The sequence below is a fragment of the Klebsiella sp. C283 genome (genome assembly GCF_048822555.1).
In the GTDB taxonomy this organism is placed as follows: Bacteria; Pseudomonadota; Gammaproteobacteria; order Enterobacterales; family Enterobacteriaceae; genus Klebsiella; species Klebsiella quasipneumoniae.
Genome location: NZ_JBMEZS010000005.1, coordinates 180,967 through 194,519 on the forward strand (window position 1 = coordinate 180,967; position 13,553 = coordinate 194,519).

Below are 13,553 nucleotides of genomic sequence, written 5' to 3' on the forward strand. Positions count from 1 at the left end.
CATTGAGAAGGATATGATTATGCCCAATGCCCACCCCGATCTGTGGCAGCGCTACCAGGCCACCAAAGCGTCCAGCACCGCGAAATATGCCCGCGATATCGCCGCGGAAATGGGGATCAGCGAAGCCGAGCTGACCGCCGCCCGCCTCGGTCACGATGCCGTGCGCCTGATCGATGACGCCCGGGCGCTGATTGCCGCCCTGGAGCGCGTCGGTGAAACCAAATGCATCTGTCGCAACGAGTATGCCGTCCATGAGCAGGTGGGCCAGTTCACGCACCAGCACCTCAGCGGCCACGCCGGGCTGGTGCTCAACCCGCGCGCGCTCGATCTGCGTCTGTTCCTCAGCCAGTGGGCCAGCGCCTTCCATTTGAACGATAACGGTCGCCAGAGCATTCAGTTTTTCGACCACCACGGCGACGCCCTGCTGAAAGTCTATGCGACCACGCAGACCGACATGGCGGCCTGGGACACCCTGATCGCGGAACATCGGGTGGCGGCCCCGGCGCCGCTGGCCCTGCGCCCGCTGGAGCCGGTGAAATATGCCGAGAGCGCCGACGGCGCCGCCCTGGAGAACGACTGGCGCGCGATGACCGACGTACACCAGTTCTTCGGTCTGCTGCGTAAATATCAGCTTTCCCGCCAGCAGGCCTTCCGCCTGGTGAGCGACGACCTCGCCTGCCGCGTTGATCGCCATGCGCTGCCAGCGTTACTGGAGACGGTGCGCCAGGAGGGCAATGAAATCATGATCTTCGTCGGCAATCGCGGCTGCGTGCAGATCTTCACCGGCGCCCTGGAAAAGCTGGCGCCGATGCGCGGCTGGCTGAATATCTTCAATACCACCTTTACCCTGCATCTGCGTGAAGAGAGCCTCGATGAAGTGTGGGTGACCCGTAAGCCGACCTCAGACGGACATGTCACCAGCGTCGAGCTGTTCGCCAAAGACGGCACCCAGATCGCCCAGCTCTATGGCCAGCGCAGCGAGGGCCACCCCGAGCAGGCGCAATGGCGCCAGCAGGTGGATCGTCTGACCCGCGAAGGACTGCCCGCATGATGCGCTGGTTACTGCTTCTCATCGCCTTCCCGTTGCTGAGCCACGCCGCCGTGGAGCGGCTCGTCACCCTCGGCGGCGATGTCACTGAGATCGTCTATGCCCTTGGCGCGCAACAGAGCCTGGTCGCCCGGGACAGCACCAGCAGCTGGCCCCCGGCGGCGCAAAAGCTGCCGGATGTCGGCTACCTGCGGCAGCTGAACGCCGAGGGGATCCTCGCATTACGTCCGCAGCTGGTGCTAGCGAGCGCCCAGGCGCAGCCCTCGCTGGTTTTACACAAGGTGCAGGCGAGCGGCGTGAAGGTGGTAAACGTGCCGGGCGGCGAAAGCCTGGCCGCGATCGATAGCAAAGTGGCCGTCATTGCCGAAGCGTTAGGCAAAACCCCGGCAGGCGACGCGCTGCGCCAGCAGCTTCAGCAACAGATCGCCGCCATTCCAACGCAGCCGGTTACTAAGCGGGTGCTGTTTATTCTCAGCCACGGCGGAATGAATACCCTGGTGGCCGGGCAACGCACCGCGGCCGATGGCGCCATTCGCGCCGCCGGTCTGCAGAACGCGATGCAGGGCTTCGACCACTATCGGGCGATGTCGCAGGAGGGGGTGGCCGCCAGCCAGGCGGATCTGGTGGTGATCTCCGCCGATGGTCTCAAAGGGATGGGCGGCGAAGCCGGGCTGTGGAAACTGCCCGGCCTGGCGCAGACCCCGGCGGGGCGTCATAAGCAGCTGCTGACGATCGACGATATGGCCCTGCTCGGTTTTGGGCCGCGCACCCCGCAGGCGATTATCGCGCTGCGTGAAAAAGCGGAGCATCTGCCCTGATGCGCCCTGCCCTCGCCCGCCGTTTGCTGTTGATGACGCTGCTGCTGGTCCTGCTGACGCTGTTCGCCACCACCCTTGGCGCGATGCGTTTGCCGCTGGCCAGCCTGCTGCCCGCCGGGGATGAGATGCTGCGCCACATCTGGCTGACCATCCGTCTGCCGCGGGTGCTGCTGGCCCTGCTGGTAGGCGCGGCGCTGGCCCTCTCCGGCTGCGTGATGCAGGGGTTGTTTCGCAACCCGCTTGCCGACCCGGGCCTGCTGGGCATCAGCAGCGGCGCCGCCCTGGCGGTGGCCTGCTGGCTGGTGCTCCCGCTCTCCGCAACGGGGCTGATCGCCTTGTATATGCCGATGCTGGCGGCGTTTATCGGTAGCCTGGCGGTGATGGTGGTGATTTTTATCCTCAGCCGGGCGGAGGAGGGGTCGCTGTCGCGCCTGCTGCTGGTGGGGATCGCCATCAACGCGCTGTGCGGGGCGCTGGTCGGCGTGCTGGCCTGGCTGAGCAACGACGCCCAGCTGCGCCAGCTGTCGCTGTGGGGCATGGGCAGCCTGGGCCAGGCCGAGTGGCCGACCCTGTTGGTGGCTGCGACCCTGATCATCCCGGCGGCGCTGGCGGTGTGGTGGATGGCCTCCCGCCTCAATCTGCTGCAGCTCGGCGATGAAGAGGCGCACTATCTCGGGGTCAACGTGCGGGCGCTGCAGCGCTGGCTGCTGCTGTGCAGCGCGGTGCTGGTGGCCGCGGCGGTGGCCATCAGCGGCGTCATCGGCTTTATTGGCCTGGTGGTGCCGCACCTGATGCGCCTGTGGCTGGGGCCGGACCATCGCGGGCTGATCCCCGGCTCGCTGCTGGCCGGTGCGATCCTGCTTCTGCTGGCCGACACCCTGGCCCGCACCATGGCGGCGCCGGCGGAGATGCCGGTCGGTCTGCTCACCAGCCTGCTGGGCGCCCCCTGGTTTCTGTGGCTGGTCTTTCGTCGGGAGAACCCCAAACATGGCTAATGAATATTGCGCGCAGGGGCTGGCGCTTCGCCTCGGCCAGCGGCAGATTATCGACAACATCTCCGTCGCGCTGCGCGGCGGCGAGATGACGGCGCTTATCGGGCCGAACGGCGCTGGCAAATCCACCCTGCTGCGGCTGCTGACCGGGTACCTGACCCCGGATAGCGGTACCCGCCGTCTGGCGGGCACGCCGCTGGAGGCGTGGTCACCCGAGGCGCTGGCGCGCCGGCGGGCGGTCATGCTACAGCGCACGGCCCTGCAGGCCGACTGGACGGTGGAAACGGTCATCGCCATGGGGCGCTCGCCGTGGGGCCCGACCGCGGACCCGGCGGAGCTGGCGGCGGTAATGGCCGTCACCGGCTGCGATGACCTTGCCGGCCGCCGCTATCCCGCCCTCTCCGGCGGCGAGCAGCAGCGGGTGCAGCTCGCCCGCTGTCTGGCGCAGCTGTGGCGCGACGGCGCGCCGCAGGGCTGGCTGTTTCTCGATGAGCCCACCTCGGCGCTGGACCTTTACTATCAACAGCATCTGCTGCGCTTGCTCAAACGGCTCACCGCCGGCGGGCAACTGCACGTGTGCGTGGTGCTGCATGACCTTAACCTCGCCGCCCTGTGGGCCGACCGCATCCTGCTGCTTCACCAGGGCCGCCTGGTCGCCCAGGGGACGCCGCAGGAGGTGATCCAGCAGTCGGTTATCCATCGCTGGTACGGGGCGGATGTCCGCCTCGGCCAGCATCCGGACAACGCGGCCCCCCAGGTCTATCTGGCGCCGTAACCCCCGCGCGGCGCAACTGGAATCCGGATCGCGCCGCGCGCGTTCGTCAGTTTCCCTCGCCTGCCCATCTCCGTTATCATGTCTCATCCATGTGATAACGACGAAAACAACAAAATCGCAGCCATTTCAAATCAGGGATCTGGATAACACCCCATGAGCACAATTGACAATCTCGACGCCCATACGCCGATGATGCAGCAGTATCTCAAGCTGAAGGCGCAACATCCTGACATTCTGCTGTTTTACCGGATGGGGGATTTTTACGAGCTGTTTTATGACGATGCGAAACGCGCGTCGCAGCTGCTCGATATCTCGCTGACCAAACGCGGCGCCTCCGCGGGCGAACCCATTCCCATGGCCGGCATCCCCCACCACGCGGTGGAAAACTATCTTGCGAAACTGGTTAATCAGGGCGAGTCGGTAGCTATTTGCGAGCAGATAGGCGACCCGGCCACCACCAAAGGGCCGGTCGAGCGTAAAGTGGTGCGTATCGTCACGCCGGGCACCATCAGCGATGAAGCGCTGCTGCAGGAGCGTCAGGACAACCTGCTGGCCGCCATCTGGCAGGACAGCAAAGGCTTTGGCTACGCAACGCTGGACATCAGCTCCGGCCGCTTCCGCCTGAGCGAACCGGCCGACCGCGAAACCATGGCGGCAGAACTGCAGCGCACTAATCCGGCGGAGCTGCTGTATGCGGAAGATTTTGCCGAATCGTCGCTGATCGAAGGCCGCCGCGGCCTGCGCCGTCGCCCGCTGTGGGAATTTGAAATCGACACCGCGCGCCAGCAGCTTAACCTGCAGTTCGGCACCCGCGATCTGGTCGGCTTCGGCGTGGAAAACGCCCCCCGCGGCCTGTGCGCCGCCGGCTGCCTGCTGCAGTATGTCAAAGACACCCAGCGCACCTCGCTGCCGCATATTCGCTCCATCACCATGGAGCGCCAGCAGGACAGCATCATTATGGATGCCGCCACCCGCCGTAACCTCGAGATCACCCAGAATCTCGCCGGCGGCACCGATAACACTCTGGCCTCGGTACTCGACTGTACGGTGACGCCGATGGGCAGCCGGATGCTCAAGCGCTGGCTGCATATGCCGGTCCGCGATACCGCCGTGCTGGTGGAGCGCCAGCAGACCATCGGCGCGCTGCAGGAGCGTTATACCGAGCTGCAGCCGGTGCTGCGCCAGGTTGGCGATCTGGAACGTATTCTGGCGCGTCTGGCGCTGCGTTCCGCCCGTCCTCGCGATTTAGCCCGCATGCGTCATGCCCTGCAGCAGTTGCCCCTGCTGCGCGAGCAGCTGGCTGACGTTGACAGTCAGCCGGTGCAAAAATTGCGCGAAAAAATGGGCGAGTTTAGCGAACTGCGCGAACTGCTGGAGCGCGCGGTGATCGACGCCCCGCCGGTGCTGGTCCGCGACGGCGGGGTCATCGCTCCAGGCTACAGCGAAGAGCTGGACGAGTGGCGGGCGCTGGCCGATGGCGCCACCGATTATCTCGATAAGCTGGAGATCCGCGAGCGCGAGCGGCTGGGCCTCGACACCCTGAAGGTCGGCTACAACGCCGTCCACGGCTACTACATCCAGATCAGCCGCGGCCAGAGCCACCTCGCGCCGATCCACTACGTGCGACGCCAGACGCTGAAAAACGCCGAACGCTATATTATTCCTGAGCTGAAGGAATACGAAGATAAGGTGCTGACCTCCAAGGGCAAAGCGCTGGCGCTGGAAAAGCAGCTTTATGACGAACTGTTCGACCTGCTGCTGCCGCACCTTGCCGACCTGCAGGCGAGCGCCAGCGCGCTGGCCGAGCTGGACGTGCTGGTCAACCTGGCGGAACGCGCGGAAACCCTCAACTACTGCTGCCCGACCTTTAGCGATAAGCCGGGCATTCGCATCAGCGAAGGCCGCCATCCGGTGGTCGAGCAGGTGCTGAAAGAGCCGTTTATCGCCAACCCGCTGCAGCTGGCGCCGCAGCGGCGGATGCTGATCATCACCGGGCCGAACATGGGCGGTAAAAGTACCTATATGCGCCAGACCGCGCTGATTGCGCTGCTGGCCTATATCGGCAGCTACGTCCCGGCGCAGAAGGTGGAGATAGGCCCCATCGATCGCATCTTTACCCGCGTCGGCGCGGCGGATGACCTGGCCAGCGGCCGCTCGACCTTTATGGTGGAGATGACTGAAACCGCCAATATCCTGCACAACGCCACCGAACACAGCCTGGTGCTGATGGATGAGATTGGCCGCGGCACGTCCACCTACGACGGTCTGTCGCTGGCATGGGCCTGTGCGGAAAATCTCGCCAACAAAATCAAGGCGCTGACGCTGTTCGCCACCCACTACTTCGAGCTCACTCAGCTGCCGGAGAAAATGGAAGGCGTCGCCAACGTCCATCTCGACGCGCTGGAGCATGGCGACACCATCGCCTTTATGCACAGCGTGCAGGATGGCGCGGCCAGCAAGAGCTACGGCCTGGCGGTCGCCGCGCTGGCCGGGGTGCCGAAAGAGGTGATCAAGCGCGCGCGGCAGAAACTGCGCGAGCTGGAGAGTATCTCGCCCAACGCGGCGGCGACCCAGGTCGACGGCACGCAGATGTCGCTGCTCGCCGCTCCGGAAGAGACCTCGCCTGCGGTTGAGGCGCTGGAGAATCTTGATCCGGACTCCCTGACCCCGCGTCAGGCGCTGGAGTGGATCTATCGCCTGAAGAGCCTGGTGTAGGTCTCTTTTAACGTGAAAAAACGGCAGCGCCCTGCGGTGCTGCCGTTTTAACAAATGCAAAATGGGTGCGAGAGGATGCGTCCTGACAACCAATACGCGGGGTTTCCCCCGCGCTGATGCTATTTCTTCGATTCGTAAGCGAGAACAGCTTTAAACTCCATACTACGCTCTTTAATACTGAGTTCGCACAGCGAGCTGCGCACCAAAAGCGTAAATCCCAGTACCGTAATACACAGTACGACGATTGCCACAAGGGCATATTTTGTTAGCATGTCTTGCCTCCCTGCAAAGAAGAGACTAACATCTGAATTGTTCAGGTTCATCCGTCAGCCTCAGTTGATAGAAATATCTCCTGGGGCTTTCGTCTGTCTGGGGTCCTGGTCTTGCTCAAGGCCAGACAGCCTCAAGCACCCGCCGCTATTCTATACTCGTCATGGCGTGAAATTTATCTGCAAGGAATTAATCAGACGGATTTTATATTAATCTGGAAGCCGACTCGCAAAGTCGCCCCATTATATTACCCCTTTACATAATTTCTGGATTTAATGAGTAAATAACTTTTATCATTTTGCGAAATATAAAAAAGCCGACGGAGAGATTATCCCAGTCGGCGTGATGGTCGCAGGCAGTTTGCGCACGACCCAGTTTTAAAATGGCAGGTAAAATAGCCCTAACAGGATAAGCCTTTAGCGGGCTCTTTTCATTAACGCTTATCTTCCGGCAATAGCGGCGGGACGTGCGGCACCTGCGGCGCCTCATCAATATCTTTCTGCGTCATCCGGAACGCTTCGGGATAGTGCTCACGGCTGGTGCGGCGCAGCGGCTCGGTATCCCGCCAGGTATACAGACAGTGCTGGCACTGATACACGGTCCAGACTCCTTTCACCGGCGATTTCGCCATGACGTCAATCTTTTCATCGGCGCAACGTGGACAAATCATCTTCTGCTCCTTATTTACGGTTGGCCAGCATAGCGGTCAGTTTTTCAGCCCAGGCTTTGGTTTCCGGCAGATCCTGCACCGGCTGGCTGTAGTGGCCGCGAAGGTCCGGCGCAACCGGGGTGGTGGCGTCGATAATTAGCTTGTCGGTGATGCCCGCCGGGCTGGAGCCTGGGTCAAGTTCAAGGACCGACATGTTCGGCAACTGCACCAGGTCTCCCGCCGGGTTAACCTTCGAGGAGAGCGCCCACATCACCTGCGGCAGGTTGAACGGGTCGACGTCTTCATCAACCATGATCACCATCTTCACATAGCCGAGGCCGTGGGGAGTGGTCATCGCCCGCAAACCCACCGCGCGGGCAAAACCGCCGTAGCGTTTTTTGGTGGAGATAATCGCCAGCAGACCGTGGGTGTACATGGCGTTGACCGCCTGCACTTCCGGGAACTCTGCCTTCAGCTGCTGATACAGCGGCACGCAGGTGGCCGGGCCCATCAGATAGTCGATTTCGGTCCACGGCATACCGAGATAGAGCGATTCAAAAATCGGTTTGCTGCGATACGAGACTTTGTCGATGCGCACTACCGTCATGTTACGACCGCCGGAGTAGTGGCCGGTAAACTCACCGAACGGCCCCTCTATCTCACGCTTACGGCCTTCAATCACCCCTTCGAGGATCACTTCCGAACCCCAGGGCACGTCAAAGCCGGTCAGCGGCGCGGTGGCGATGGGATACGGGCTCTCGCGCAGCGCGCCGGCCATTTCATATTCTGACTGATCGTATTTCAGCGGCGTGGCGCCCATCAGGGTGATAATCGGGTCGTTACCGAGGGTAATGGCGATCGGCAGGTCTTCCCCGCGCTCTTCCGCTTTATGCAGATGCAGGGCGATATCGTGCATCGGCACCGGCTGCAGGCCGAGCTTACGCTTGCCTTTCACTTCCATACGGTAGATACCGACGTTTTGCTTACCGAAGTTGTCAGGGTCAAGCGGATCGCGCGAAACGACACAGGCTTTGTCGAGGTAGAACCCGCCGTCGCCATCGTTGAGGCGAAACAGCGGCAGAATATCGAACAGGTTGATATCATCGCCATCCACGGTGTTTTCCGCCCATGCCGGGTTGGCGCGGCGCTCTGGCGTCACCGGGAAGTTATCCCAACGGCGGATGAATTCATCAATCTGCTTTTTCACCGGCGTGTTGGGCGGCAGGCCCAGCGAGATGGCATGGTTCTGCCACGAGCCGATGGTGTTCATCGTCACCCGGGCGTCGGTAAAGCCGCGAATATTATCGAACCACAGCGCCGGGGCGCCGTCGCCGATGCGTCCGGTGGCATTGGCTGCCGCCGCCAGGTCTGGCTCAGCGTTCACCTCCTCACTGATTTTCAGCAGTTGTCCCTGGTCATCCAGCGCCTGCAAAAAGCTGCGCAAATCATCAAAAGCCATTATTCGATCTCCTGTGCTAATTGTTCTGCCGTGCGCAAGCCGTTCCAGCGGCGCGCTTTGTGATAGTCGAGGCCAAACTGATCCAGCACCCGGGTCACAATGTGGTTGGTGATATCGTCAACCGTCTCCGGGTGGTTATAGTAAGCCGGCATCGGCGGCACCATCGCCACGCCCATACGGGACAGCGCCAGCATGTTCTCCAGATGGATCGTGCTGAGCGGCATTTCCCGCGGGACCAGCACCAGCTTGCGCCCCTCTTTAAGCACCACGTCCGCCGCGCGTCCCACCAGCCCCTCGGCATAGCCTGCGCGAATACCTGCCAGCGTTTTCATACTGCAGGGAATCACGATCATGCCGTCGGTACGAAATGAACCTGATGAGATGGTGGCGGCCTGGTCGGCCGGGCTGTGGGAAAAGTCCGCCAGCGCGGCCACTTCCCGTGCCGTCCAGGGCGTTTCCAGCTCGATGGTGGTTTTGGCCCACTTCGACATCACCAGATGGGTTTCCACCTCCGGCATATCGCGCAGCGCCTGCAGTAATGCCACCCCAAGCGGAGCCCCGGTGGCCCCCGTCATCCCAACAATCAGTTTCATTCCAGACCTCATTCAATTTGTTCGTACACGAACTTTATGCTTAAATTACCCTCTCCTGAGTCGAATGACAAGATCGTTCGTATACGTGCGCATTTTTAATCAAACAGGGAAATGGTATAAAAAGGCGTACGAACGGCTATCATAGAGGTGACAGTTTTGTTACGGAGTATCCATGGAGTTACGAAACGAAGCATTCCACCTGCTGCGCCAGCTTTTTCAACAACATACCGCCCGCTGGCAGCAGGCGTTACCGGACCTGACTAAGCCTCAGTATGCGGTGATGCGCTCGGTTGCGGAGCAGCCGGGGATCGAACAGGTGGTGCTGATTGAAGCGGCGGTCAGTACGAAGGCCACGCTGGCGGAGATGCTCAGCCGGATGGAAGCGCGCGGCCTGGTGCGCCGGGAGCACGATCCGGCCGATAAACGCCGCCGTTTTGTCTATCTGACCGACGAAGGCGAGGCGCTGCTTAACCGTTCCATTCCGCAAGGCAATGAGGTCGATGACGAGTTTCTTGGCCGCCTGAGCGATGATGAACGCGAACAGTTCTCCCGGCTGGTGCGTAAAATGATGGTTCCCTGAGCAAGCGCCTAGCCGAGCTGCTCGCGCAGGAAGTCGATAAACGTCCGCACCCGGGTCGGCATATGCTGCGCATCGGGATAAAGGGCATACACTCCCTGCGGCGGGAAATGGTATTCCGGCAGGACAGCCACCAGCTCCCGCTGCGCCAGTTTACCGGCCACCAGCCAGGCTGGCAGCAAAGCGATGCCGCATCCGGCCAGAGCAAAGCTCATCAGCGCCGTGGCGCTGTCGGCTGAAAACCGTGGCGCGTTGACTATCGTAAAATCCACCTCTGCCTGTTCATCCGTTCGCAGCTGCCAGCGCAGCGGGGCCGGCAGACGCTCGTGAATAATCCAGTCAGCTTGCGCCAGATCGGACAGCGTCAGCACCGGATGGCTCGCCAGCCAGGCCGGGGAGGCGACGGGCAGGATCGCGAAACTGGCTATCCGCGTCGCCCGATAGCGGGAATCGGCCAGCGTACCGAGGCGTATCGCCACGTCAAATCGTTCGGAGATAAGATCCGCATGATGGGAGGACGAGACGTGCCGCACCCGTAGCGCCGGATGATGACGGGAAAACGCCGCCAGCGCCGGGATGATGACCTGCGCGCCATACTCCGGCGTGGTGGTGATCCGCAGCTCTCCGCTTAAACCGCTATGGCTGGCCCTGACCTCATCCTGCAGATTTTCCGCCGCTTTGAGCAGCGCCACCCCACGCTGATAGAACAGCGCCCCGGCGTCAGTGAGCCGCAGACGGCGCGTCGAGCGCAGCAGCAGCGTCACCCCCAGCTCATTTTCCAGTTGCCGTACGTTAAAGCTGACCACCGCCTTGGTCTGCCCCAGCGCCGCGGCGGCCTGGGTAAAGCTGCCGGCGTCCACCACGGCGATAAACATGGTCACGCGCTGAAGGTTTAGCATCGTCGTCCGGATGATTGTCAAAAATATTCAGACAGTATATCCCGATTCGCCCCGTTTATCCCCCGCGGCGCCGGGTTTACAGTAGCCGCCTGTCTGAGGGAGTGAATCATGACCTATCGCCACCGCGTTGCCACCGTTTTTCTGTTCGGCTTTTTTCTCGACCTAATCAATATGTTTATCGCCAGCATTGCCTTCCCGGCTATCAGCCACGAGCTGGCGGTGTCCGTCTCGCAGCTGGCGTGGGTCAGCAATGCCTATATTCTTGGCCTGACGGCCGTCGTACCGTTCAGCGCCTGGCTCAGCCAGCGCTGTGGGCCAAAACGGCTGTTTTTACTCTCGCTGGGGCTGTTCAGCCTCGGCGCGCTGGCATCGGGGCTGGCCCATAGCCTGGGTGAGCTGATTTTCTGGCGTACGCTGCAGGGGATGGGCGGCGGGCTGTTAATCCCCCTCGGCCAGGCGCTGACGTGGCCGCTGTTTCAGCCGCAGGAGCGGGCGAAGCTGTCGGCGGCGGTGATGCTGGTCGGCCTGCTGGCGCCCGCCTGCTCGCCGGCGATCGGTGGCCTGCTCGTCCAGGCGTTCAGCTGGCGCTGGGTCTTTTTCGCCAGCCTGCCTGTCGCCCTGCTTACCTTTATATTGGCGGCGCGATGGCTAAACGACAGCCCCGCTCCCGTCCGGCCGACCCGCTTTCTCCCGCTGTCATTGCTGGCCGATCCTCTCCTGCGCTTCGCCATGCTGATATATCTCTGCGTACCGGGGATGTTTATTGCCGTCAACGTGGTGGGAATGTTCTACCTGCAACGCGTCACCGGGATGGCGCCGGGGGCCACTGGCGCCCTGATGGTGCCGTGGTCGCTGGCCTCGTTTGCCGCCATCACCTTTACCGGCAGGTATTTCAACCGCTTCGGGCCGCGGCCGCTGGTGATGGTCGGCTGCCTGCTACAGGCGGCGGGGATCCTGCTGCTGCTGCAGGTCGATGCGCACAGCCCGTTGGCGCTGTTGATTCTGGCCTTTACGCTAATGGGCGGCGGAGGCAGCTTATGCAGCAGCACAGCGCAAAGCAGCGCTTTCCTGCATACGCCTGGCGAAGAGATGCCTGACGCCAGCGCGCTGTGGAACCTTAACCGCCAGCTCAGCTTCTTTGCCGGCAGCGCGCTGCTCGCCCTGCTGTTGAGGGTATTCCCGCCGGCCTACGCCTGGCAGGGCGCGTTTAGCTGCGCCGCCGCCATAACCCTGTTGCCGCTGCTGTTTTGCCTGCGGCTGAATAATCGGGCGATTATCCATCGCCTGCACACTACTCTGGAGAAGTCATGAACCCTTATCTGCAGGAAGTCGTCGACGCCCATGTCCTTATCGAACGCTGGTTAAGCCACGGGGAAGGAAGCGCTGAGGCGCTGATGAGCCGTTTTGCCGCCGAATTCACCATGATCCCTCTGAGCGGCGAGAAGATGGACTACCCGACGGTGAGCCGTTTTTTCCACCAGGCGGGCGCAAGCCGTCCGGAATTACACATTGTGGTGGATCAGGCGAGAATCATCAGCGAGTGGCACGACGGCGCCGCCGTGCTGTACCGTGAACGCCAAACGCTGGCGAATGGCAGTGAGAACGTGCGCTGGTCGACGGCGATTTTTCAGCAAGCGGAAGGGAAAATTGTCTGGCGCCATCTGCAGGAAACCCGCCTCGGCTAGCGCAAAGAAAAAGGCCCCGTCTTTCGAGGGGGCCTTTTTGAGAGAAAAGATCTTATTCGCGGAAGAGCGCTTCGATATTCAGTCCTTGCCCCTGCAGAATTTCCCGCAGGCGACGCAGACCTTCCACCTGGATCTGACGCACACGCTCGCGAGTGAGGCCAATTTCACGGCCCACATCTTCCAGGGTGGCGGCTTCATAACCCAGCAGACCGAAACGACGCGCCAGAACCTCACGCTGCTTGGCGTTCAGTTCGAACAGCCATTTAACGATGCTTTGTTTCATATCATCGTCCTGCGTGGTGTCTTCCGGGCCGTTCTCTTTCTCATCGGCCAGAATATCCAGCAGCGCTTTTTCTGAATCGCCACCCAGCGGGGTATCCACCGAGGTGATGCGCTCGTTCAGACGCAGCATACGGCTGACGTCATCGACCGGTTTGTCCAGCTGTTCGGCAATCTCTTCCGCGCTCGGCTCGTGGTCCAGCTTGTGGGACAACTCGCGCGCGGTACGCAGATAGACGTTCAGCTCTTTGACAATGTGGATCGGCAAACGGATCGTACGGGTTTGGTTCATGATCGCCCGTTCAATGGTCTGGCGGATCCACCAGGTCGCATAGGTCGAAAAACGGAACCCACGTTCCGGGTCAAACTTCTCAACGGCGCGGATCAGGCCGAGGTTACCTTCTTCAATCAGATCCAGCAGCGCCAGACCACGATTGCTGTAACGACGGGCAATCTTCACCACCAGACGCAGGTTGCTTTCAATCATGCGACGGCGTGAAGCGACATCACCACGCAGTGCGCGACGCGCGAAATAGACTTCCTCTTCCGCGGTCAGCAGTGGGGAATAACCAATCTCTCCAAGATAAAGCTGAGTGGCGTCAAGCACGCGTTGCGTTGCGCCTTGCGACAGCAGCTCTTCCTCAGCCAGATCGCTATCACTGGGTTCCTCTTCTACTAAGGCCTTCTCGTCGAAAACCTCAATTCCGTTCTCATCAAATTCCGCGTCTTCATTTAAATCATGAACTTTCAGCGTATTCTGACTCATAAAGGTGGCTCCTACCCGTGATCCCTGA

14 protein-coding genes are annotated in these 13,553 nt (G+C 61.6%); 8 read left to right on the forward strand and 6 right to left on the reverse strand.

Going from position 1 to position 13,553, the window contains the following annotated elements; translation table 11 throughout:
* Positions 1–19: 19 nt before the first annotated feature.
* From ACOI7Z_RS11535 to mutS, 5 genes are all read left to right on the forward strand, one after another.
* Positions 20–1,051, forward strand: a complete 1,032-nt coding sequence (locus tag ACOI7Z_RS11535) for a hemin-degrading factor (RefSeq protein WP_065881976.1) — start codon at positions 20–22, stop codon at positions 1,049–1,051.
* Positions 1,048–1,866 (forward strand): heme/hemin ABC transporter substrate-binding protein, encoded by an 819-nt coding sequence (locus tag ACOI7Z_RS11540; protein ID WP_087849621.1) that lies wholly within the window; start codon positions 1,048–1,050, stop codon positions 1,864–1,866. Before ACOI7Z_RS11535 ends, ACOI7Z_RS11540 begins: the two co-directional genes overlap by 4 nt.
* The gene (locus ACOI7Z_RS11545; RefSeq protein WP_048335122.1) at positions 1,866–2,861 is read left to right on the forward strand and encodes a FecCD family ABC transporter permease; all 996 of its coding nucleotides are present in this window, start codon (positions 1,866–1,868) and stop codon (positions 2,859–2,861) included. The genes ACOI7Z_RS11540 and ACOI7Z_RS11545 overlap by 1 nt, the downstream gene beginning before the upstream one ends.
* Complete coding sequence (locus ACOI7Z_RS11550; RefSeq protein WP_060591945.1) at positions 2,854–3,633, forward strand: heme ABC transporter ATP-binding protein; 780 nt, start codon at positions 2,854–2,856, stop codon at positions 3,631–3,633. Before ACOI7Z_RS11545 ends, ACOI7Z_RS11550 begins: the two co-directional genes overlap by 8 nt.
* A gap of 153 nt (positions 3,634–3,786) precedes the next feature.
* Positions 3,787–6,348, forward strand: coding sequence for a DNA mismatch repair protein MutS (gene mutS / locus ACOI7Z_RS11555; RefSeq protein ID WP_065881992.1), 2,562 nt, complete (start codon positions 3,787–3,789; stop codon positions 6,346–6,348).
* 119 nt (positions 6,349–6,467) lie between these two features.
* On the opposite strand, the gene ACOI7Z_RS11560 is transcribed toward mutS, so the two are convergent.
* From ACOI7Z_RS11560 to ACOI7Z_RS11575, 4 genes are all read right to left on the reverse strand, one after another.
* A complete protein-coding gene (locus ACOI7Z_RS11560; protein WP_009651623.1) occupies positions 6,468–6,620 on the reverse strand; it encodes a Hok/Gef family protein in 153 nt (50 codons plus the stop codon).
* Between the two features lie 431 nt (positions 6,621–7,051).
* Positions 7,052–7,288 (reverse strand): non-oxidative hydroxyarylic acid decarboxylases subunit D, encoded by a 237-nt coding sequence (locus tag ACOI7Z_RS11565; RefSeq protein WP_017899174.1) that lies wholly within the window; start codon positions 7,286–7,288, stop codon positions 7,052–7,054.
* A gap of 10 nt (positions 7,289–7,298) precedes the next feature.
* On the reverse strand, positions 7,299–8,726 hold the full coding sequence (locus ACOI7Z_RS11570; RefSeq protein ID WP_004205612.1) for a non-oxidative hydroxyarylic acid decarboxylases subunit C: 1,428 nt from the start codon (positions 8,724–8,726) through the stop codon (positions 7,299–7,301).
* The gene (locus ACOI7Z_RS11575; RefSeq protein WP_023290814.1) at positions 8,726–9,319 is read right to left on the reverse strand and encodes a non-oxidative hydroxyarylic acid decarboxylases subunit B; all 594 of its coding nucleotides are present in this window, start codon (positions 9,317–9,319) and stop codon (positions 8,726–8,728) included. The genes ACOI7Z_RS11570 and ACOI7Z_RS11575 overlap by 1 nt, the downstream gene beginning before the upstream one ends.
* Positions 9,320–9,491: 172 nt before the next feature.
* On the opposite strand from ACOI7Z_RS11575, the gene ACOI7Z_RS11580 reads away from it, so the two are divergent.
* Positions 9,492–9,899, forward strand: coding sequence for a MarR family winged helix-turn-helix transcriptional regulator (locus ACOI7Z_RS11580; RefSeq protein WP_023290815.1), 408 nt, complete (start codon positions 9,492–9,494; stop codon positions 9,897–9,899).
* Between the two features lie 8 nt (positions 9,900–9,907).
* On the opposite strand, the gene ACOI7Z_RS11585 is transcribed toward ACOI7Z_RS11580, so the two are convergent.
* Positions 9,908–10,795: a LysR family transcriptional regulator gene (locus tag ACOI7Z_RS11585; RefSeq protein WP_032453901.1), complete on the reverse strand. Its 888-nt coding sequence runs from the start codon at positions 10,793–10,795 to the stop codon at positions 9,908–9,910.
* Between the two features lie 108 nt (positions 10,796–10,903).
* On the opposite strand from ACOI7Z_RS11585, the gene ACOI7Z_RS11590 reads away from it, so the two are divergent.
* Both ACOI7Z_RS11590 and ACOI7Z_RS11595 read left to right on the forward strand, forming a co-directional pair.
* A complete protein-coding gene (locus ACOI7Z_RS11590; protein WP_087849622.1) occupies positions 10,904–12,106 on the forward strand; it encodes an MFS transporter in 1,203 nt (400 codons plus the stop codon).
* Positions 12,103–12,480 (forward strand): DUF4440 domain-containing protein, encoded by a 378-nt coding sequence (locus ACOI7Z_RS11595; RefSeq protein ID WP_087849623.1) that lies wholly within the window; start codon positions 12,103–12,105, stop codon positions 12,478–12,480. The genes ACOI7Z_RS11590 and ACOI7Z_RS11595 overlap by 4 nt, the downstream gene beginning before the upstream one ends.
* A gap of 52 nt (positions 12,481–12,532) precedes the next feature.
* On the opposite strand, the gene rpoS is transcribed toward ACOI7Z_RS11595, so the two are convergent.
* Positions 12,533–13,525: an RNA polymerase sigma factor RpoS gene (gene rpoS, locus ACOI7Z_RS11600; protein WP_002915106.1), complete on the reverse strand. Its 993-nt coding sequence runs from the start codon at positions 13,523–13,525 to the stop codon at positions 12,533–12,535.
* Positions 13,526–13,553: the final 28 nt, after the last annotated feature.